This window comes from Pseudomonas oryzihabitans (genome assembly GCF_001518815.1).
In the GTDB taxonomy this organism is placed as follows: Bacteria; Pseudomonadota; Gammaproteobacteria; order Pseudomonadales; family Pseudomonadaceae; genus Chryseomonas; species Chryseomonas oryzihabitans_E.
Map to the genome: position 1 here is coordinate 1,111,719 of NZ_CP013987.1, position 20,065 is coordinate 1,131,783.

21 protein-coding genes and 1 tRNA gene are annotated in these 20,065 nt (G+C 64.7%); 9 read left to right on the forward strand and 13 right to left on the reverse strand.

The features are described 5' to 3' along the window. Positions 1 to 3 precede the first annotated feature (3 nt). From APT59_RS05035 to APT59_RS05055, 5 genes are all read right to left on the reverse strand, one after another. Positions 4 to 300 carry a winged helix-turn-helix domain-containing protein gene (locus APT59_RS05035; RefSeq protein WP_059313851.1) on the reverse strand — a complete coding sequence of 99 codons (297 nt, stop codon included), beginning with the start codon at positions 298 to 300 and terminating at the stop codon, positions 4 to 6. 52 nt (positions 301 to 352) lie between these two features. Beyond that, positions 353 to 3,184 (reverse strand): valine--tRNA ligase, encoded by a 2,832-nt coding sequence (locus APT59_RS05040; protein WP_059313852.1) that lies wholly within the window; start codon positions 3,182 to 3,184, stop codon positions 353 to 355. A gap of 85 nt (positions 3,185 to 3,269) precedes the next feature. Continuing rightward, positions 3,270 to 3,632, reverse strand: coding sequence for a hypothetical protein (locus APT59_RS05045; protein ID WP_059313853.1), 363 nt, complete (start codon positions 3,630 to 3,632; stop codon positions 3,270 to 3,272). A gap of 5 nt (positions 3,633 to 3,637) precedes the next feature. After that, on the reverse strand, positions 3,638 to 4,066 hold the full coding sequence (locus APT59_RS05050) for a DNA polymerase III subunit chi (protein WP_059313854.1): 429 nt from the start codon (positions 4,064 to 4,066) through the stop codon (positions 3,638 to 3,640). 70 nt (positions 4,067 to 4,136) lie between these two features. Further along, the gene (locus tag APT59_RS05055) at positions 4,137 to 5,636 is read right to left on the reverse strand and encodes a leucyl aminopeptidase (RefSeq protein ID WP_059313855.1); all 1,500 of its coding nucleotides are present in this window, start codon (positions 5,634 to 5,636) and stop codon (positions 4,137 to 4,139) included. 171 nt (positions 5,637 to 5,807) lie between these two features. On the opposite strand from APT59_RS05055, the gene lptF reads away from it, so the two are divergent. Further along, the gene (gene lptF / locus APT59_RS05060; protein WP_059313856.1) at positions 5,808 to 6,920 is read left to right on the forward strand and encodes an LPS export ABC transporter permease LptF; all 1,113 of its coding nucleotides are present in this window, start codon (positions 5,808 to 5,810) and stop codon (positions 6,918 to 6,920) included. Beyond that, positions 6,917 to 7,978, forward strand: a complete 1,062-nt coding sequence (lptG, locus tag APT59_RS05065; RefSeq protein ID WP_059313857.1) for an LPS export ABC transporter permease LptG — start codon at positions 6,917 to 6,919, stop codon at positions 7,976 to 7,978. The genes lptF and lptG overlap by 4 nt, the downstream gene beginning before the upstream one ends. Positions 7,979 to 7,997: 19 nt before the next feature. On the opposite strand, the gene APT59_RS05070 is transcribed toward lptG, so the two are convergent. From APT59_RS05070 to APT59_RS22375, 3 genes are all read right to left on the reverse strand, one after another. Next, positions 7,998 to 8,318, reverse strand: a complete 321-nt coding sequence (locus APT59_RS05070) for a hypothetical protein (RefSeq protein ID WP_059313858.1) — start codon at positions 8,316 to 8,318, stop codon at positions 7,998 to 8,000. Positions 8,319 to 8,417: 99 nt separating this feature from the next. Continuing rightward, positions 8,418 to 8,885 carry a hypothetical protein gene (locus APT59_RS05075; RefSeq protein ID WP_059313859.1) on the reverse strand — a complete coding sequence of 156 codons (468 nt, stop codon included), beginning with the start codon at positions 8,883 to 8,885 and terminating at the stop codon, positions 8,418 to 8,420. A 35-nt stretch (positions 8,886 to 8,920) separates the two neighbouring features. Beyond that, positions 8,921 to 9,091, reverse strand: coding sequence for a hypothetical protein (locus APT59_RS22375; RefSeq protein ID WP_156428932.1), 171 nt, complete (start codon positions 9,089 to 9,091; stop codon positions 8,921 to 8,923). A 293-nt stretch (positions 9,092 to 9,384) separates the two neighbouring features. Here APT59_RS22375 and APT59_RS05080 point away from each other — a divergent pair, with 293 nt between their 5' ends. Continuing rightward, positions 9,385 to 9,888 (forward strand): hypothetical protein, encoded by a 504-nt coding sequence (locus tag APT59_RS05080; RefSeq protein ID WP_059313860.1) that lies wholly within the window; start codon positions 9,385 to 9,387, stop codon positions 9,886 to 9,888. 172 nt (positions 9,889 to 10,060) lie between these two features. Here APT59_RS05080 and APT59_RS05085 read toward each other — a convergent pair. Further along, positions 10,061 to 10,145, reverse strand: a tRNA-Leu gene (locus APT59_RS05085). Between the two features lie 106 nt (positions 10,146 to 10,251). Here APT59_RS05085 and queA point away from each other — a divergent pair. From queA to APT59_RS05115, 6 genes are all read left to right on the forward strand, one after another. After that, a complete protein-coding gene (gene queA / locus APT59_RS05090; protein ID WP_059313861.1) occupies positions 10,252 to 11,295 on the forward strand; it encodes a tRNA preQ1(34) S-adenosylmethionine ribosyltransferase-isomerase QueA in 1,044 nt (347 codons plus the stop codon). A 10-nt stretch (positions 11,296 to 11,305) separates the two neighbouring features. Further along, the gene (gene tgt / locus APT59_RS05095; protein ID WP_059316826.1) at positions 11,306 to 12,424 is read left to right on the forward strand and encodes a tRNA guanosine(34) transglycosylase Tgt; all 1,119 of its coding nucleotides are present in this window, start codon (positions 11,306 to 11,308) and stop codon (positions 12,422 to 12,424) included. Positions 12,425 to 12,571: 147 nt separating this feature from the next. Then, on the forward strand, positions 12,572 to 12,916 hold the full coding sequence (yajC, locus tag APT59_RS05100; RefSeq protein ID WP_007162951.1) for a preprotein translocase subunit YajC: 345 nt from the start codon (positions 12,572 to 12,574) through the stop codon (positions 12,914 to 12,916). Between the two features lie 64 nt (positions 12,917 to 12,980). After that, complete coding sequence (gene secD / locus APT59_RS05105; RefSeq protein ID WP_059313862.1) at positions 12,981 to 14,849, forward strand: protein translocase subunit SecD; 1,869 nt, start codon at positions 12,981 to 12,983, stop codon at positions 14,847 to 14,849. 10 nt (positions 14,850 to 14,859) lie between these two features. Continuing rightward, entirely contained in the window at positions 14,860 to 15,765 is a 906-nt protein-coding gene (gene secF / locus APT59_RS05110; protein ID WP_059313863.1) for a protein translocase subunit SecF, read from the forward strand. Positions 15,766 to 15,822: 57 nt separating this feature from the next. Then, positions 15,823 to 16,350 (forward strand): glycine zipper 2TM domain-containing protein, encoded by a 528-nt coding sequence (locus APT59_RS05115; RefSeq protein WP_059313864.1) that lies wholly within the window; start codon positions 15,823 to 15,825, stop codon positions 16,348 to 16,350. Positions 16,351 to 16,499: 149 nt separating this feature from the next. Here the strand turns inward: APT59_RS05115 and APT59_RS05120 are convergent, their stop codons facing one another. The 4 genes from APT59_RS05120 to APT59_RS05130 form a co-directional block, all read right to left on the reverse strand. Next, the gene (locus tag APT59_RS05120; protein ID WP_059313865.1) at positions 16,500 to 17,540 is read right to left on the reverse strand and encodes an acyltransferase family protein; all 1,041 of its coding nucleotides are present in this window, start codon (positions 17,538 to 17,540) and stop codon (positions 16,500 to 16,502) included. 285 nt (positions 17,541 to 17,825) lie between these two features. Continuing rightward, complete coding sequence (locus APT59_RS05125; RefSeq protein WP_059313866.1) at positions 17,826 to 18,371, reverse strand: hypothetical protein; 546 nt, start codon at positions 18,369 to 18,371, stop codon at positions 17,826 to 17,828. A 120-nt stretch (positions 18,372 to 18,491) separates the two neighbouring features. Beyond that, on the reverse strand, positions 18,492 to 18,629 hold the full coding sequence (locus APT59_RS22525; protein WP_167348556.1) for a hypothetical protein: 138 nt from the start codon (positions 18,627 to 18,629) through the stop codon (positions 18,492 to 18,494). A gap of 64 nt (positions 18,630 to 18,693) precedes the next feature. Further along, positions 18,694 to 20,046: an MATE family efflux transporter gene (locus APT59_RS05130; protein WP_059313867.1), complete on the reverse strand. Its 1,353-nt coding sequence runs from the start codon at positions 20,044 to 20,046 to the stop codon at positions 18,694 to 18,696. Between the last annotated feature and the right edge of the window lie 19 nt (positions 20,047 to 20,065).

The following is a 20,065-nucleotide window of genomic DNA, read 5'->3' on the forward strand; positions in this document are numbered from 1 at the left end:
CTGTCAGGGATAGCCGAGAACGGTCTTGATCCGCGCAAGCTCACGCTCCACCCAGCGTGGATCCACCGCGCCCCAATCGCGGATCTCGTAGCCGCCCGCGTTGTTGCGCGCGCCGTCGCCCTGCACGAACTGGCAGTCGATATCCAGATCGGCCAGGGCCAGCAGGGTGTCCTGGGCCGTACGCCGCGGCATGCCGGTGGCGGCCATCAGCGCGGGTACGCTGGTGGCGGTGCCGCTGGCCACCAGCCAGGCCACATAGAGCCGGCGATAGAAGCTGGTCTTGGTCTTGCTTACGTCCATGAAAATCTTCCGGTCAAGAAAAAGCCCACCGCGAGGGTGGGCTTCAGGGGCATCAGAGGGTGGCGATGCGCTGCCGCTGTTCCACCATCTTGGCCAGGGCCTGCTCGGCTTCGGCCAGTTTGGCGCGCTCCTTCTCCAGCACCTCGGCCGGGGCCTTGGCGACGAAGCCTTCATTAGCCAGCTTGCCGCCGACGCGCTTGACCTCGCCTTCCAGGCGGCCGATCTCCTTGTCCAGGCGCGTAAGTTCCGCGTCCTTGTCGATCAGCCCGGCCATGGGCACCAGCACTTCCATCTCGCCCACCAGGGTGGTGGCGGACATCGGCGCTTCCTCGCCGGCGGCCAGGACACGGACCGATTCCAGCTTGGCCAGCTTGTTCAGCAGCGGCTCGAAGTCGGCCAGGCGACGCTGGTCCTCGGCGCTGGTGTTGGCGACGATGATGTCGATGCGCTTGGCCATGGAGATTTTCATCTCGCCACGGATCTGCCGCACGCCCAGCATCAGCGCCTTGACCCACTCGATGTCGCCTTCGGCGGCAGCATCGATGCGCGCCTCGTTGGCCACCGGCCAGGGTTGCAGCATCAGGGTCTCGCCCTGGACACCGGCCGGCGCCTTGAGGCGCTGCCAGATTTCCTCGGTGATGAAGGGCATGAAGGGATGCGCCAGGCGCAGCACCACTTCCAGGACCCGCGCCAGGGTGCGGCGGGTGCCACGCTGACGCTCGATGGAGGCGTTCTCGTCCCACAGCACCGGCTTGACCAGTTCCAGGTACCAGGCGCAGTACTCGTCCCAGACGAATTCGTAGAGGGCCTGGGTAGCCAGGTCAAAGCGGAAGGCGTCGAGCTGACGGGTCACCTCGGCCTCGGTGCGCTGCAGCTGGGAGATGATCCAGCGATCCACCGAGGAGAGCTCCACGGGTTCGTCATTGACGCCGGTGTCCTGGCCTTCGACGTTCTCCATGACGAAGTTCGCCGCGTTCCACAGTTTGTTGCAGAAGTTGCGATAGCCCTCGACGCGACCCATGTCGAACTTGACGTCGCGGCCGGTGGTGGCCAGGGAGCAGAAGGTGAATCTCAGGGCATCGGTGCCGTAGCTGGCGATGCCGTCCGGGAATTCAGCGCGGGTCTGCTTGGCGATCTTCTCGGCCAGCTTGGGCTGCATCAGGCCGCTGGTGCGCTTCTCCAGCAGGGTCTCCAGATCGATGCCGTCGACGATGTCCAGCGGATCGAGCACGTTGCCCTTGGACTTGGACATCTTCTGGCCCTGGCCATCGCGCACCAGGCCATGGACGTAGACGGTCTTGAACGGGATCTGCCCGGTCAGGTGGGTGGACAGCATGATCATCCGGGCGACCCAGAAGAAGATGATGTCGAAGCCGGTCACCAGCACGTCGGTGGGGTGGAAGGTCTTCAGCGCCTCGGTCTGCTCGGGCCAGCCCAGGGTGGAGAAGGTCCACAGGCCTGAGCTGAACCAGGTGTCCAGCACGTCGTCGTCCTGACGCAGGGCGATGTCACCGAGGTCGTGCTTGGCGCGTACCTCGGCCTCGTCGCGACCGACGTAGACGTTGCCGGCCTGGTCGTACCAGGCGGGAATGCGGTGGCCCCACCAGAGCTGGCGGCTGATGCACCAGTCCTGGATGTCGCGCATCCAGCTGAAGTACATGTTCTCGTACTGCTTGGGCACGAACTGCACTTCGCCGCTCTCGACCACGCCGATGGCCTTCTCGGCCAGGGGCTTGGTGGAGACGTACCACTGGTCGGTCAGCCAGGGCTCGATCACGGTGCCGGAACGGTCGCCCTTGGGCACCTTGAGGGCGTGGTCCTCGATCTTCTCCAGGCGGCCGGCGGCGTCCAGGTCGGCGACGATACGCTTGCGCGCCTCGAAGCGGTCCAGGCCGGCGTAGGCCTCGGGCAGGGTGGCGTCGAACATGCCGTTGACGCTGCCGTCCAGGTTGAACACCTGGGCACCGGGCAGGATGGCCGCGTCGGCATCGAAGACGTTGATCAGCGGCAGGTTGTGGCGCTTGCCGACTTCATAGTCGTTGAAATCGTGGGCCGGAGTGATCTTGACGCAGCCGGTGCCGAATTCGGGGTCGCAGTAGTCGTCGCCGACGATGGGGATGCGGCGGCCCACCAGGGGCAGTTCGACGTACTGGCCGATCAGATCCTTGTAGCGCGGATCTTCCGGATGCACGGCCACGGCGGCATCGCCCAGCAGGGTCTCGGGGCGGGTGGTGGCGACCACCAGGTGGTCCATGCCCTCGGCGGTGCGGGCGCCGTCCGCCAGGGGATAGCGCAGGTGCCAGAGGTGGCCCTTCTCGTCATGGCTTTCCACTTCCAGGTCGGAAATGGCGGTGTGCAGCTTGGTGTCCCAGTTGACCAGGCGCTTGCCGCGATAGATCAGGCCGTCCTCGTGCAGGCGTACGAAGGCTTCCTTGACCGCCTCGGAGAGGCCGTCGTCCATGGTGAAGCGTTCGCGCGACCAGTCCACCGAGGAGCCCAGACGGCGGATCTGCCGGCTGATGTTGCCACCCGATTCGTTCTTCCATTCCCAGACCTTTTCCAGGAATTTTTCCCGGCCCAGGTAATGGCGCGACAGGCCCTCGGCACCGATGCGGCGCTCCACCAGCATCTGGGTGGCGATGCCGGCGTGGTCGGTGCCCGGCTGCCAGAGGGTGTTGCGACCCTGCATGCGGCGGAAGCGGATCAGGGCATCCATGATGGCGTTGTTGAAGCCATGGCCCATGTGCAGGCTGCCGGTCACGTTCGGCGGCGGGATCATGATGGTGTAGGGCTCGCCCGACCCCTGGGGCGCGAAGTAGCCCTGGCGTTCCCAGGTCTGGTACCAGGAGGTTTCGATGGCGTGCGGCTGGTAGGTCTTGTCCATGGAGGGGGCTTTTGTCGCTGGAAGAGGAAAGCCTCCGAGTATAGCGACTCCAGCCCGCCGACGGCAGGGCGCCTTGCCCGTCGGCTCAGGAGCGTTGCAGGAGTTCTTCCAGGCGTTGTGCCAGGCGGCGCTGCAGTTCGGCTTCCAGGCGCGGCAGCTGCTCGTCGAGCAGTTCCTGCAGGATGGCCGGTGCCTCCTGGCGCAGGCGGACGTGGGCCAGGTCTTCGCGCGGCGCGCTGGGCGTCACGTCTTCGATGGACTCCGGCACGATCTGGTCGAGCAGTGGCGGAATGGCCTTGAGGCGCTCGGCGCTGGGGGCGATGACATCGGACAGGATGGGGATACCGTCGGCGCTGCTCGGCTGGACCGTGTTACGGCTCTTGTCGAGCACCTGGCGGATGGCTTCGAGGTCTTGCAGGACGTGCGCGGGAGGCTTGGTGCTGGTCATGGATATCAGACACGCGACAACTGATGGTCCTGTAGAGCATAGCCAAGCTTGCGGTAGAAGCGAAAACCTTCGCGCATCGCCTGGCGCACGTCGGGGGCCTCGACGACCACCTCGGCGATCCGGGCGAAACCCGCATGGCAGGGCGGTGGGGCCAGGGTCAGGTTGATCAGCAGTTCGCCCGTCTGCTCGGCGGGCGTGGTCAGGCCGAGTACCACCGGACTGTCACTGGCGGTTTCCGCCAAGTCGTGGGGAATGAAGCTGTCGGGGCGGAAGGCCCACAGCTGTTCGTCCAGGCGCTGACGCTGCTCGGTGTCGGCGCAATGCACATAGACCGGCATGCCCTGCTTCCAGGCCTTGTCCACCAGCCGGCAGGCGAAGGCCAGCCGCGCCGCGGGATCGGTGGAGGGCAGGACATAGAAGTCGACACGGGTCATGGAGGATCACGCAGAGAAGAGGGAAACGGCAAGGCCGCGACGTAGGGGCGTCGCGGCCTTGGGCAGAGGCTTAGGCCTCGTTGCTGCGGTCGAGCAGATACTGCACCAGCAGCGGGACCGGACGACCGGTGGCGGCCTTGTCCTTGCCGCCGCTGATCCAGGCGGTGCCGGCCACGTCCAGGTGGGCCCAGGGATAGGCCTTGGCATAGCGCGCCAGGAAGCAGCCCGCGGTGATGGTGCCCGCCTTGGGACCGCCGATGTTGGCCATGTCGGCGAAGGGGCTGTCCAGCTGCTCCTGGTACTCCTCGTGCAGCGGCAGTTGCCAGACACGGTCGTCGGCACGATCGCCGGCCTGCTTGACCTGGTCGATCAGGGCATCGTCGTTGCCCATCAGGCCGGAGACCAGCGAACCCAGTGCGGTGATGCAGGCGCCAGTCAGGGTGGCGATGTCGATCACGGCCTTGGGCTGGAAGCGTTCGGCATAGGTGAGGGTGTCGCACAGCACCAGCCGGCCTTCGGCGTCGGTGTTGAGGATCTCGATGGTCTGGCCGCTCATGCTGGTGACGATGTCACCCGGACGGGTGGCGGTACCGCTGGGCATGTTCTCGGCCAGGGCCAGCAGGCCCACCACGTTGATCGCGGGCTTGAGCTCCATGAGGGCGCGGAAGGTGCCCAGGACGCTGGCAGCGCCGCACATGTCGTACTTCATCTCGTCCATGCCGGCGCTGGGCTTGATGCTGATGCCGCCGGTGTCGAAGGTGATGCCCTTGCCGACCAGGGTGTAGGGCTGGGCATTCTTGGACCCGCCCTTGTATTGCAGCACCACCAGACGCGGCGGCTGGGCGCTGCCCTGGGCCACGGCGAGGAAGGAACCCATGCCCAATTCGCGCATCTTCTTCTCGTCGAGCACCTCGACGGAGAGGCCGGCGTCCTTGAACTGCTTGCCCAGGGCCTTGGCCTGATCGGCCACATAGACCGGATTGCAGACGTTTGGCGGCAGGTTGCCGAAGTCCTTGGCGTAGGCGGTGCCGTGGGTGATCGCCAGGGCGTGGGCCAGGGCACGCTCGGCCTCCGGCTGGGAGGCCTTGGTGGTGACCAGGGTCAGCTTCTTCAGCGGCCGCGGCTCGGCCTTCTTGCTCTTGAAGCGGTCGAAGACGTAATCGCCATCGGCCAGGGTCTCGGCCAGCAGGCGCAGGCGGGCATAGCCGTCGCGATTCTTGACCGGCACATCGCCCAGGGCGATGGCGGCGTCGCTGCCGCCCAGGCTCTTGAGCACGCCCAGGGCGCCACTGGCCAGCTTGCGGTACTGACGGTCGGAAAGGCCTTCGGTAGCGCCGCTACCCACCAGCAGCACGCGCTCGGCCTTGATACCGGAAAGATTGGTAAGCAGCAGGGTCTGGCCGGCCTTGCCGGCGATGTCACCACGCTTGACCGCCGCGCTCAGGGCGCCGGAGGTGGCAGCGTCCACGGCGCTGGCCGCTGCGTCGAGCGCGCCGCCTTCACCGACGGCCACGACCAGCGTGGCGGTTTTCAGGGTTTCCGGACGAGCGTTTTTGACGACGAATTCCATTAGGAGAAGCTCCCCAAGACAAACACATGAGTTCGCAGGATATAATGCGGGGCTTTCGCCAGGACCTTTCCCGGCGATCGGCCTTCAACGGGTGGGCCTTGCGACGCCAGCCTTGCAACCGAGCTAGTGTGAGCGTTCGCGCCAGAGCCTGACAACCCTGGAGAATCCTGTTTGATCGTCTTCCGCTATCTGTCTCGAGAAGTTCTCACCACCCTCGGTGCGGTCAGTGCCGTGCTGCTGGTGATCATCATGAGCGGCCGTTTCATCAAGTACCTGGCCCAGGCGGCCCAGGGCCTGCTGGATCCGGGCGTGCTCCTGCTCATCATGGCCTACCGGATTCCCGGCTTCCTGCAGTTGATCCTGCCGCTGGGCCTGTTCCTCGGTTTCCTGCTGGCCTACGGCCGGCTGTACCTGGACAGCGAGATGACCGTGCTCACCGCCACCGGCCTGAGCCCGCGCCGCCTGCTGGCCTACAGCATGGCCCCCGCGGCGGTGGTCGCCCTGGTGGTCGCCTGGCTGAGCCTGTCGCTGGCGCCCCTGGGCGTGCAGAAGGTCACCAGCATCCTCAACCAGCAGGATGCCATGACCGAGTTCGACACCCTTGAGCCGGGACGCTTCCAATCCTTGAGGGACAACTCGCGGGTCACCTACACCGAGCGCCTGTCGGCGGATCGCAGCCAACTGGGCGGTGTCTTCATTTCCGAGCGCAACACCTCCGCCGCGGGCGGCAAGGACCGCGGCGTAGGCGTGCTGGTAGCCGATACCGGGCGTCAGGAAATCCATCCCGATGGCAGTCGCTACCTGATCCTGCAGAACGGTTTCCGCTACGACGGCGTGCCGGGCCAGGCCGACTACCGTGCGGTGCAGTACGACACCTATGGCGTCCTGCTGCCCAAGCCGGAGGTGAGCGAAGACATCAGCGAGCGTGACGCCGTCACCACCGGCGAACTCATGCGCAGCAACGAGCTACAGTATCGCGGCGAGCTGCAATGGCGGCTGTCGCTGCCGATCCTGGTATTCGTAGTGACCCTCATCGCGGTGCCCCTGTCCAAGGTCAATCCGCGCCAGGGCCGCTTCCTCAAGCTGCTGCCGGCGATCCTGCTGTACATGGCCTACCTGTCGCTGCTGATCGCCGCTCGTGGTGCCCTGGACAAGGGCCGCCTGCCGCCGGCCATCGGTCTGTGGGGCGTGCACCTGCTGTTCCTGGTGCTGGGCCTGCTGCTGGCCTTCTGGGAACCGCTCACGGCGCGTCTGCGCGGTCGCAAGCCGGAGGTAGCGGCATGAACAAGCTCGACTGGTACATAGGTCGCACCGTCTTCGTCAGCATCCTCGCGGTGCTGGGCGTGATCGTCGGTCTGGCCCTGCTGTTCGCCTTCATCGACCAGCTCGGCGACTTCGATGACAACTACGGCGTCGCCGAGGCCCTCAAGTTCGTCCTGCTCACCACGCCGCGGCGGGCCTACGAGATGCTGCCCATGGCTGCGCTCATCGGCTGCCTGATCGGCCTGGGCACCCTGGCCAGCAGCAGCGAGCTGATCGTGATGCGCGCCGCCGGCGTTTCCCTGGGGCGCATCGTCTGGGCAGTGATGAAGCCGATGTTCGTGCTGCTCATCGCCGGCATCCTGGTCGGCGAGTACGTGGCGCCCTGGTCGGAGAACCTGGCCCAGAGCGGTCGCGCCCTGGCGCAAAGCGCCGGCAAGGCGCAGAGCTCGCGGCACGGCCTCTGGCATCGCCAGGGCCACGAATACACCCACGTCAACGCCGTGCAACCCAACGGCCTGCTCCTGGGCGTGACCCGCTACGAATTCGACGACAATCGCCACCTGCTGCAATCCAGCTTCGCCCAGCGCGGTATCTATCGCGGCGATCACTGGGAGCTGGAAAACGTCAGCATCACCGACTTCGGCAATCGCCAGACCAGCGTCCGCCAGGAGCCCAAGGTGATCTGGAACGTCGAGCTGACCCCACAGGTGCTCGACACCGTGATCATGGAACCGGATGCGCTGTCGATCTCCGGGCTGTGGTGGTACATCCACTACCTGGCCGATCAGGGCCTGAGCAACAAGAGCTACTGGCTGGCGTTCTGGTCGAAGATCTTCCAGCCGCTGGTGACCGCCGCCCTAGTGCTGATGGCGATCTCCTTCATCTTCGGCCCGCTGCGCTCGGTGACCCTGGGTCAGCGGATCTTCACCGGCGTGATCATCGGCTTCGCCCTGCGGATCTTCCAGGACCTGCTGGGACCGTCCAGCCTGGTATTCGGCTTTTCGCCGCTGCTGGCCGTACTGGCACCGGCGCTGCTCTGCGCCGTGGCCGGGGTGCTGCTGCTGCGACGGGCCGGCTAGGGCCCGTCGGCGGCGTCGCTCAGGCGGCGCCCTTGCGCGCCACTGGCTGCAGCTGCAGCCAGCCGGCGTGCTCCTCGCAGAAGCTCAGGATCCGTTGCACGCGACGGATCTGGTCGCGATCACGGCATTCGCCCACCACGGTCCGCACCAGCAGATCGACGTTCTGCATGTGGATCAGTCGCAGATCCGGACTCATGTCGGCAAAGTCTTCCATCTCGCCCATGCGCGTCTCGCAACGTGAAAGCAAGCGCTCGATGAAGTCGGGGGAGAGGCGGGTCGGAGGCTGGGCTGTTTCCAGGTCCTTGACCGCCACCTGGGAAAGGGGGGAGAGCGTTTCCATGTGCAAGATCTCGCGTCCATATCGAAGTCTTACTATTGCACGCTTTGCCCTGCGGATTCAGCTGCCGATTGTCAGCTGGCTCAGCGGTCGTCCTCCAGGCTAGGGACCAGTACCCGCTTCTTTCGTCGCCACGTCCAGCAACATCGATCGCGCCTTGAGATATGACTGTTTGCGCTGCAGGTCGGCTGGATGATCGATGGTCAGCGTCGCCAGATAGGTCTGCCAGGCGGCCAGATAGGCCTTCTGCGCATTGCGCAGCAGCCGATCCTGGCCCGCTGGCAACTCACCGGTAGCCTTCTCCTCCTGAGCATCAGCCTCAGCCTGACAGCGGCTCAGCCGCTGACGAAAGTCCGCCAGGCGCTCCTGCTCGCCTGCTAGGCGAGCGTTGTTGCCATGCAACACCAGCAATTCGCAGCCATAGAGCGCGCTGTGCAACCGGGCCTGCAGGGTCCAGCTGGGCGAACGGCTCAGCTCAGTACCTGCGTCAGCTGGATTGGCTGGTTGCTGCACGGCGCAGCCGCCCAGGGGCAGCAGCAGGGCGAGTAACAGGGCAGGGGAGCGGTGCATGGTCTGATCTCGGCAAATCTCAGGCAAACGGCAGCCTACTGGTAACGTTGCCATTCCCGATACTTGTCCACCAGGTAGTTGCCAACCGGTTGAGACTTCTTGCAGTCCTCGCCACTCAGAGGGCTGGGCTCGCACACGGGGTCGGCATAGCTGTAGTGGTTGCAGCCGGCTAGTAGCAGGGCGAGGCCCAGAAGCAGAGTTTTCAACGTACGTACTTTCGTAGGTTCAGGGAATGGACGCTAGGCTTCCAAAATTTTGGAGTCACGTTTTGATAGTACCTGAGCTGTACCTTTTGAAGGCGGCGAGGCATCACCGGCTGCTCATTGTAGAAGGGGCTCTAGCAAGCTCATCGGGTCTGTCGTTATCGCCTGTTGAGACGACAGACGGTCGTACGGATATAGTCGGAGGATTGTGACGTAATTCTCATAAGGTAAAATGCTGCCCGCTGTGCAACGCAGTTTGCCAATGAAGGCACTGGAAGTCTGCCAAGGGAGTCAGCATGAAAGCCTTTCGTACCACCATCTCTGTTTTGTCCGCCGCCTGTCTTCTCACCCTGAGTGGCTGCGCGAGCATCGTCGGTAATAGCCAGTATCCCGTCGCTGTGAAAAGCACGCCCGTTGGGGCCAGCTTCACCATCAAGAACCGTTCGGGTGAGGTTGTTCATACTGGCACCACGCCCGGAACCGTGACACTCAAGTCGGGCAGTGGCTACTTCAAGGGTGAAGCCTATACCGTTACCTTCCACAAGGACGGCTACGCTGACACCACGACCCAGCTCAGCAGCAGCATGAGCGGCTGGTATTGGGGCAATATCCTGTTCGGCGGGCTGATCGGCATGCTGATCGTCGATCCGCTGACGGGTGCCATGTACAAACTGCCGGACTCTTCGAGCGGTGATCTGGGCGCACCTGTCATGGCCAAGACCTCCGGGCAGGACCTGACGATGCTGACCATCGATCAGGTGCCAGTCGACCAGCGATTGAAGCTGATTCGAGTGAACTGAAAAAAGGCCCGTCTTGAACGGGCCTTTCTGTCTGTCTGCACGCTGGGTAGGGCGGAACGGCTTGTTGGTCCGACTGATATTCGCAAGCGGAAGTTACAGGCACAAAAAAACCGCCTCAAGGGCGGTTTTTTCGGCTTCCAAGAATCGCAAGGGATGCCTGGAAGATGCTGCTTGGTGCCCCGGGGGAGACTCGAACTCCCACTCCTTTCGGAAACGGATTTTGAATCCGCCGCGTCTACCGGTTCCGCCACCGGGGCAATGGCGGCGGAGTATAGGGATGGTCGCAGGTCCGGTCAATCCAAAGTGCGTTGGTGAAAAAGGCCGCTTCCGGTAAGCTGTGCGGCCTTTCGAGATCTACCTGCCATGCACGTCGCCGACTTCCATTTCGACCTTCCCGAATCCCTCATCGCCCGTCATCCGCTGGCCGAGCGCCGCGGCAGTCGATTGCTGGTGCTCGACGGTCCCACCGGTGAGCTGAATCATCGCCACTTCGGCGATCTGCTGGGCTATCTGCAGCCGGGCGACCTGATGGTGTTCAACGACACCCGGGTGATACCCGCGCGGCTGTTTGGCCAGAAGGCCAGTGGCGGCAAGCTGGAGATCCTGGTGGAGCGGGTGCTGGACGAGGAGCGGGTGCTGGCCCATGTGCGTTCCAGCAAGTCGCCCAAGCCGGGCAGCCGCATCCTCATCGACGGCGGCGCCGAGGCCGAGATGGTGGCGCGTCACGAGGCGCTGTTCGAGTTGAAATTCGCCGAGCCCGTGCTGCCGCTGCTGGAGCGGGTCGGGCACATGCCGCTGCCGCCCTATATCGACCGGCCCGACGAGGCCGAGGATCGCGAGCGCTACCAGACCGTCTATGCGCGCAATGCCGGCGCCGTGGCCGCGCCCACCGCCGGACTGCACTTCGACGAGCCGCTGCTGGACGCCATCCGCGCCAAGGGCGTGGCGACCGCCTTCGTCACCCTGCACGTCGGCGCCGGCACCTTCCAGCCGGTGCGGGTCGAGCGCATCGAAGACCACCACATGCACCGCGAGTGGCTGCAGGTCGACCAGGCCGTGGTGGACGCCGTGGCCGCCTGCCGTGCTCGTGGCGGTCGGGTGATCGCCGTCGGCACCACCAGCGTGCGTTCGCTGGAAAGCGCCTCTCGCGATGGCCAGCTCAAGGCCTTCTCCGGCGAGACGGACATCTTTCTCTATCCCGGTCGCCCCTTCCATGTCGTCGATGCGCTGGTGACCAACTTCCACCTGCCCGAATCGACCCTGCTGATGCTGGTGTCGGCCTTTGCCGGTTACCGCGAGACCATGGCCGCCTATGCGACGGCCGTGGCCGAGGGCTATCGCTTCTTCAGTTATGGCGACGCCATGTTCATCACCCGCAATCCCGGGGCCCAGGGCCCGGAGAGCTGATATGAGTTTCATGAAATTCGAATTGCTGGCCACCGAAGGCAAGGCCCGTCGCGGTCGCCTGACCTTTCCCCGTGGCGTGGTCGAGACCCCGGCCTTCATGCCGGTCGGTACCTATGGCACGGTCAAGGGCATGTTTCCCGACAGCGTCGCCGACATCGGTGCCCAGATCATCCTCGGCAACACCTTCCATCTCTGGCTGCGGCCCGGGACCGAGGTGATCCAGCGCCACGGCGACCTGCACGATTTCATGCAGTGGCAGGGGCCGATCCTCACCGATTCCGGCGGCTTCCAGGTGTTCAGCCTGGGCGCGCTGCGCAAGATCAAGGAGGAGGGCGTCTACTTCGCTTCGCCGGTGGACGGCGCCAAGGTGTTCATGGGGCCCGAGGAATCCATGGCCGTGCAGCGCGCCCTGGGCTCGGACATCGTGATGATCTTCGACGAGTGCACCCCCTATCCGGCGGACTTCGACACCGCGCGCCGCTCCATGGAGCTGTCGCTGCGCTGGGCCAAGCGCTCCCGCGAAGCCCACGGCGACAACCCCTCGGCGCTGTTCGGCATCGTCCAGGGCGGCATGCACGAAGAGTTGCGCCTGAGATCCCTGGACGGGCTGGAGCAGATCGGCTTCGACGGCTACGCCATCGGCGGCCTGTCGGTAGGCGAGCCCAAGGAAGAGATGATTCGCGTGCTGGACTTCCTGCCGCCGCACCTGCCGGCGGACAAGCCGCGCTACCTGATGGGCGTGGGCAAGCCGGAAGACCTGGTGGAGGGCGTGCGCCGTGGCGTCGACATGTTCGACTGCGTGATGCCTACCCGCAACGCGCGCAACGGCCATCTGTTCATCGACACCGGTGTGCTCAAGCTGCGCAACGCCGTGCACCGTCACGACGAGACGTCGCTGGATCCCGCCTGCGACTGTTACACCTGCAAACATTTCTCCCGTGCCTATCTGCACCATCTGGATAAATGCGGGGAAATGCTGGGGAGTATGCTGAATACGATCCACAACCTGCGGTACTACCAGCGGGTGATGGCCGGTTTGCGCCAGGCTATCCAAGAGGGTAAATTGGCCGACTTTGTGGACGCCTTCTATGCTCGGCGCGGCCTGCCTACGCCGCCGCTCGACAGCTGAAAGCCCCTGTCCGATCGTCAAGGCGAAACGGCGTTTGCGCGTCGTTCGCCGGCTTCGCGAATGGGGTCCTGAAGCGGTCGGACCGGCTGCGAGCGACCCCCGGCATCTCTTCTTTTTCCGTCATCCAACTCTGCAAGGAGTAGTGCAATGAGTTTTCTGATTTCCACGGCCCAGGCCCAGGAAGCTGCCGCGCCGGCCGCCAACGCTGCACCAGGAGGTGAATACATTCAGTTCATCTTCCTGATCGGCTTCGTGGTGATCTTCTATTTCCTGATTTGGCGTCCCCAGGCCAAGCGCACCAAGGATCACAAGAACCTGATCGGCGGCCTGCAGAAGGGTGACGAAGTGGTGACCACCGGTGGCATCGCCGGCCGCATCAACAAGGTCACCGATGAGTTCGTGGTGCTGGAAGTGTCCGACAACGTCGAGCTGAAATTCCAGAAGGGCGCCATTGCCGCGACCCTGCCGAAGGGCACCCTGAAGGCCCTCTGAGCCTTCCTAAATCTAGCTAACACCGGGGCGCGCAAGGCGCCCCGCCTTTATCTCGGGCGGTGTCATGCTCAACAAATATCCCCTCTGGAAGTACCTGCTGATCCTGGCCGTACTGGTCGTGGGCGCCATCTATTCGGTTCCTAATCTGTACCCCGACGATCCGGCCGTGCAGGTCAGCGCTTCCAGCACCGAACGTACGGTGACGCCGGCCGAGGTGCAGCGTGTGAACGCCGCCCTGGCCGAGGCTCATCTGGCCGTGAAGTCCAGTGATCTCAATGCGAACGGCAGCCGGGTGCTGATCCGCCTGATGCGCGCCGATGATCAGCTGCCGGCCCAGGAAGTGGTCCGTCGTACCCTCGGCGACGACTTCGTGGTGGCGCTGAACCTGGCGCCCACCACCCCGCAGTGGTTGCGCAAGCTTGGCGCCAGCCCCATGAAACTGGGCCTGGACCTCTCCGGTGGGGTGCATTTCCTGCTGGCGGTGGACATGGACAAGGCCGTGGACGCGCGCCTGAAGGTCTATGACAACGAGGTCAAGACCCTGCTGCGCCGCGAGAAGGTGCGCTATCGCAGCATGCCCGAGCAGAACGGCGCCCTGCAGCTCGGCTTCACCGATGCCGCCGACCTGCAGCAGGCCCAGGGCCTGATCCGCAAGAACTACACCGATTTCGAGCTGACCACCGACACCCGGGGCGACCTGCAGGTGCTGCGCCTGCAGCTGACCGAGGCCAAGCTGCGCGAGATCCGCAACTATGCCGTCACCCAGAACCTGACCACGGTGCGCAACCGGGTCAACGAACTGGGCGTGGCCGAGCCGCTGGTACAGCGCCAGGGCGCCGACCGCATCGTGGTCGAGCTGCCGGGCGTGCAGGACACCGCCGAAGCCAAGCGCATCCTCGGTAAGACCGCCAACCTGGAATTCCGCCTGGCCGCCACCGCGGACACGCCGCGTGCCTCCACCGAGAGCTTCGAGTTCCGCGAGCCCGGTCGTCCCGCGGTACCCCTGGAACGTAACGTCATCATCACCGGTGACCAGGTCACCGACGCCTCGGCCAGCTTCGACGAGAACGGCCGGCCCCAGGTCAACATCCGCCTGGATGGCCATGGTGGCGATCTGATCAACCGCGCTACCCGGAGCAACGTCGGCCGCAGCATGGCCGTGGTGTTCATCGAGCAGCGTCCGGTCACTCGCTACACCACCCAGACCGTCGATGGCGTGCAGAAGGAAGTGGCGGTGCCCGGCTTCGAAGAAGAGCGGCGCATCATCAGCCTGGCGACCATTCAGTCGGCTCTGGGCAACAGCTTCCGCATCACTGGCCTGAACGGCTCGGGCGAGGCGTCGGAACTGGCGCTGCTGCTGCGCGCCGGCGGCCTGGCCGCGCCCATGTACTTCGCCGAAGAACGCACCCTCGGCCCAAGCCTGGGCGCCGACAACATCGCCAAGGGCATCGATGCCTCGCTGTGGGGCATGGTCTTCGTCTCGCTGTTCCTGATCGCCATTTACCGCTTCTTCGGGGTGCTGGCGACCATCGCCCTGGGCTTCAACATGGTGCTGCTGATGGCCTTGATGTCCATCCTGCATGCCACCCTGACCTTGCCGGGTATCGCCGGTATCGTCTTGACCATGGGCCAGGCGGTGGACGCCAACGTGCTGATCTTCTCGCGGATCCGTGAAGAGATCGCCAACGGCATGCCGGTCCAGCGCGCCATCCATGAAGGCTTCAGTCGTGCCTTCACGGCGATCGTCGACTCCAACCTGACGACCCTGCTGGTGGGCGCCATCCTGTTCGCCATGGGCACCGGGCCGGTCAAGGGCTTCGCCGTGACCATGTCGCTGGGTATCTTCACCTCCCTGTTCACCGCCATCTTCGTGACCCGTGCCATGGTCAACCTGATTTATGGCGGCCGGAACGTCAAGAAGCTGTGGATTTGAGGACGCGGCGATGAAAAAGACCATCAACTTCATGGGCGTCCGCAATATCGCGTTCGCCATCACCGCCCTCCTGACCGTCCTGGCACTGGTCAGCTGGTTCTACAAAGGGCTGAACTTCGGCCTGGATTTCACCGGCGGTACCCTGATCGAGCTGCGCTACGAGCAGCCGGCCGACCTCGGCAAGATTCGCCAGGAGCTGGTCGGTGCCGGTTTCGAAGAGGCTGTGGTGCAGAGTTTCGGCGCCACCACCGACGTGCTGGTACGGATGCCGGGTGACAATCCCCAGCTGGGTCAGCAGGTGACCACCGCGCTGCAACAGGCGAGCACCGAACGCTTTTCCCTGACCCGTACCGAATTCGTCGGTCCGCAGGTGGGCGAGGAATTGCGTGACCAGGGTGGCCTGGGCATGCTGCTGGCCTTGGGTAGCGTGCTGGTCTACGTGGCCTTCCGCTTCCAGTGGAAGTTCGCGGTGGGCGCCATCCTGTCATTGATTCACGACGTGGTGGTGACCCTGGGTCTGTTGTCGTTCTTCCAGATCACCTTCGATCTGACGGTGCTGGCGGCGGTCCTGGCCATCATCGGCTACTCGCTCAACGACACCATCGTGGTGTTCGACCGGGTCCGGGAAAACTTCCGGGTGCTGCGCAAGGCCGACCTGATCGAGAACATCAACGTCTCGACCACCCAGACCCTGCTGCGGACCCTGGCGACCTCGATCTCGACCCTGCTGGCCGTGGCGGCGCTGCTGTTCTTTGGCGGTGACAACCTGTTCGGCTTCTCCCTGGCATTGTTCATCGGTGTGCTGGCCGGTACCTACTCGTCGATCTATATCGCCAACGTGGTGCTGATCTGGCTGGACCTGAAGAGTGAAGACTTAATTCCTCCGCAAGCCAAGGAACTAGACGACCGCCCCTGATGTCCCAGGCATGGCAAAGGGCCATGTGCCCGCTATGACAGTAGTCAGGAGGTTGTAGTGAACAAGTCTATGCTCGTAGGTACGGTTCTGGGAGCCATCGTCGCCACCGCAGGTGGCGCCGTGGCGTACAGCTTCGTCGACCGCGGGCCTCAGTACGCCGAGGTCGTTGCCGTCCAGCCGGTCAAGGAAACGGTCAAGACCCCGCGCGAGGTCTGCAAGGAGGTCGCGGTGACGCACCGCCGGCCGGTTCAGGACCAGCACCAGATCGCCGGTACCGCCGTAGGCGCGGTCGTCGGCGGTCTGCTGGGCAACCAGGTTGGTAACGGCAGCGGCAAGACCCTGGCCACCATCGCTGGCGCCGTTGGCGGTGGTTATGCCGGCAACAAGGGTCAGGAATACATGCAGAACCGCGACACCTACACCACCACCCAGACCCGCTGCAGCACGGTTACCGACAGCAGCGACAAGGTGGTCGGCTATGACGTCAAATACCTGCTGGACGGCAAGCTCGGCCAGGTCCGCATGGATCATGAGCCAGGCAAGCAGCTGGAAGTGAAGAACGGCCAGGTGCTGGCCAGCCAGTGATCCGCGTTAGCGGCTGAGGCCCAGGGCTTCAGCCAACAAAAAGCCCGCTACCAGGTGACTGGTAGCGGGCTTTTTGTTGGGGCTTCACTGGGACGAGAGCGGAGCCTTCAGATCAGGCCAGGGCGAAGCGCCCTGGCCGTGGCCGTCACTCAGAGGGCGGGGCGGGGCGTTTCAGCTTTGGGCCGAAGCCACCGCCGGGCGGAGATCCACGCCGGCGCCTCGAACAGACCGTTGATGCCGCGGGCTTCCAGCAGCTTGGCGATGGCCACCGGCACCAGGATGCCGAAGGCGCAGCCGGCGACGATGTGCAGCAGACCGTCGTTGATGTGCAGGCCCTTGCTTAGGACGATGCGGGCGCCGCTGCCGCTCAGTACGTGCATCACATAGATGGGCATGGACAGCGCACCCAAGGTCAGCACCCACTGCAGCGGCCGCTGCGCCAATACCATGCAGGTGGCGCTGACGAAGACGATGCCGTTCAGCGCCAGTACCAGGGTGGCCAGGCCGCGATCGGTGTAGACCAGGCCCAGCAGGCCGTGGAACCAGTACTCGAGCACCACGAACAGCAGACCCGAGCCCAGCATCACCCGGCCGGCCTGTTCTTCGATGGCCTGCTTGAAGTTGTTGAACCAGACACCGAAGGCGAAAAACACGAAGTTCTGCGCGGTGAAGGTAAAGAAGAAGTCTTCCGGGCCGGCGTTCTGGAACAGATAGACGAGGGCGCCAAAGGCGAACACGGCAAAGAAGGCCAGCGGCTTGGCCCAGCGATAGGCGAGCATGGCCAGGCAGAACACCAGGAACAGCGCATAGAGGAACCAGAACTGCTGGCGTGGCTCCCAGACCGTCAGGACTTCGCTGAAGCTCACGCCGCCGTTGGTGTAGCGCGACATCAGCGCCTCGACCGAACCCTGCAGCAGTGACCAGACCAGGAAGGGATAGACGATGGTGTCGATCTTGTTCACCAGCAGGCCGCCGGTACCGCGCTTGACGAAGGAGCTGTAGAAGAAGAGGCCGGAGAGGAAGAAGAACAGCGGCATGTGGAAGCTGTAGATGACGCTGTCCACCAGGCCGTGGAATTGGGCGTCCTGGAGGATGCCCGCGTTGAGCAGGCCACGCACGACATGGCCATAGACGACCAGCACGATGCCAATGGCCTTGGCATAGTCGACCCAGAGATTGCGAGTGTTCATTGAATGATCCTTTTCAGAAGAGAACCTGTGCAGCTGGAGCCAAGCGCTGGGGCAAACGAAAGCGTGAGCGTTGCGACGCCGGGGCGCGCATCGCGACAGGTTCGGTCATGGTAGGACTCCCGAAGGAACGACGTCCGTAAGTAGCCGGTGACAGGATGGGGCTCCTTGCCCGCGTTCTGACCATGGCTATCTGCCATTGTTCATGGCTTGTTTCCGAACAGGCGTGAACGGGGCGACACTTTCACCGCTCGGTAGGCAATTGTCCGACGAACTGTAACCGGATGTTTAGAGGGAATCTTTGACGAACTGCAGCTGCTTCTCCTTGAGCAGGGGCTCGTAGCGCGGCGAGGTATAGATCAGCAGGACCTGTTTCCTGCGTGCCGCCTGGGCGCTGAACTTGTAGACCACGGTGTCGTGATCGAAGGCCAGATAGGCCTGGGCGTCGTCGGCCTGGTTCAGGCGCTCGAAGGCGGCGGCCGACGACTGGGAGGAGGGTTTGCCATACTTTTGAGTGAGTCCTTCGGCGATCAGAAAGGACTGGGCCAGGGGCGTGACGATCGACAGGCGCAGGAAGCGGCCCTCGATGAAGAAGGCGCCCGCCTCGACCTTTTCGCCAGCGAAGGCAAGGTCATTGCATTCGAAATACTCGACGCCAACTACGTCGATCTTGCGCGGCTGGAAGGTACAGAGCTTTTTCGCCAGAAAGGTTTTCTGGTCGGTGCCGAAGGCGATGCCCGCATAGCCATCCACGGCCTGGGCCCACGCCGGGAACAGCACCAGCAGCGCCAACAGGGGCGCAAGGAGAGGCGACAGGTAGGACCTGACGGTCATGGTGATCTGGATTCCCTTCACGAAGGCCCTGGGGCCCACTCAACCCGACGGATGCTAGAAGCTCCGCCGGGGCTTTGCCACCGCTGTCGACGGCTTTTGTCGAGGGGTTCAGGGTTGGCGTCAGGCGATGCCGGGCGGAATCTGGTCCTTGCCGTAGTCCTTGAGCTTTTCCAGGTTCTCCGGCTTCTGGTGCTCGGGTACGTCGTCGCCTTCGGCGGGGGTGTCCTGGGGTTCCTGGTCTCGGGTGTCTTCGCTCATGGCAGCGCTCTCGGCAGGGGGTGTCCGACTTTGAGGGGGGCGCCTGGCCGGCGGTTCCGCAGGATCAGGCGTTGACGCCATCGGTGAGCCAACCCTCGCGCCGGGCCAGGCGCCAGGCGAGGAGGGCGGAAATCAGTCCGCGCAGGGCCATGAAGGTGAGAAAGGCCAGCCACAGACCGTGATTGCCCCAGCCGCGCAGCAGCCAGCCGAGTGGCAGGGCCAGGAGCAGGGCCAGCAGCATGGCATTGCGCATCTCCCGGGCGCGAGTGGCGCCGATGAAGAGGCCGTCCAGTAGATAGCTGGCCATGGCGATCAAGGGCAGCACAGCGAGATAGGGCAGATAGGCATGGGCCTCCTGGCGCACCGCGGCGATGTCGCTCTGCAGGGCGACGAAGAGGTCGCCACAGAGGGCGAAGGCCAGGGCGAAGCCGAGGCTGGCCAGCAGCGACCAGCCGCCGGCAATCACCAGCACCCGGCGCAGGGTGGCGCCTTCGTGCGCGCCCAGGGCATGGCCGGCCAGGGCTTCCACCGCATGGGCGAGGCCGTCGAGGGCGAAGGCGGTGACCAGCAGGCCGTTGAGCAGCAGGGCGTTGACCGCGACGGTGGTCTCGCCCAGCTGGGCGCCCTGGGCAGCGAAGAGCAGGAACACCGCCTGCAGTGCCAGGGAGCGGATGAAGATGTCGCGATTGACCGCCAGCAGGGGGCGCCAGCTGACGAGGCGCTGCAGGGCCTGGCGGTCGATCCGGCCCGGCCACCGCTGCAGGCGGCGCACCACCAGCCAGAGGCCGAGCAGCATGCCGCTCCACTCCGCCAGGACCGAGGCCAGGGCGATGCCCTGCACCCCGCTGCCGAGGCCGAGCACGAAGCCGGTCACCAGCAGCAGATTTAGGGCATTGGTGGTGAGCAGCAGCACCAGCGGCGTGCGTGCATCCTGGGTACCGAGCAGCCAGCCGATCACGGCGTAGCTGAGCAGCGCCGCGGGTAGGCCGAGCAGCCGCAGGTGCAGGAAGCGCGCGGCCAGTTCGGCGAAGGCGGGGTCCAGGCCGAGCCAGGCGAGCAGGGGATCGAGCGCCAGGCTGGCCGCCAGCAGCAGGACCAGCGACAGGCCCAGCCCCAGCAGGCCGGCTTGCAAGAGGATCTGGCGCAGGGCGGCGCCGTCGCAGCGCCCGCTGGCCTGGGCGGCGAAGCCGGTGGTGCCCATGCGCAGAAACCCGAGGATGCCGAGCAGCGCGGTATAGAAGGCGCCGCCCATGGCCACCGCGGCGAGCTGGCGGGCTTCCGGCAGGTGGCCGGCGATGGCGCTATCGACCAGGGTCACCAGCGGTACGCTGAGATTGGACAGGATCATCGGCGCGGCCAGCGCCCAGACGCGGCGGTGCAGCAGGGGGTGGCGCCAGTCGGCAAGCAGGGTGGGCATTGGGCTGATCGCAGCGGCG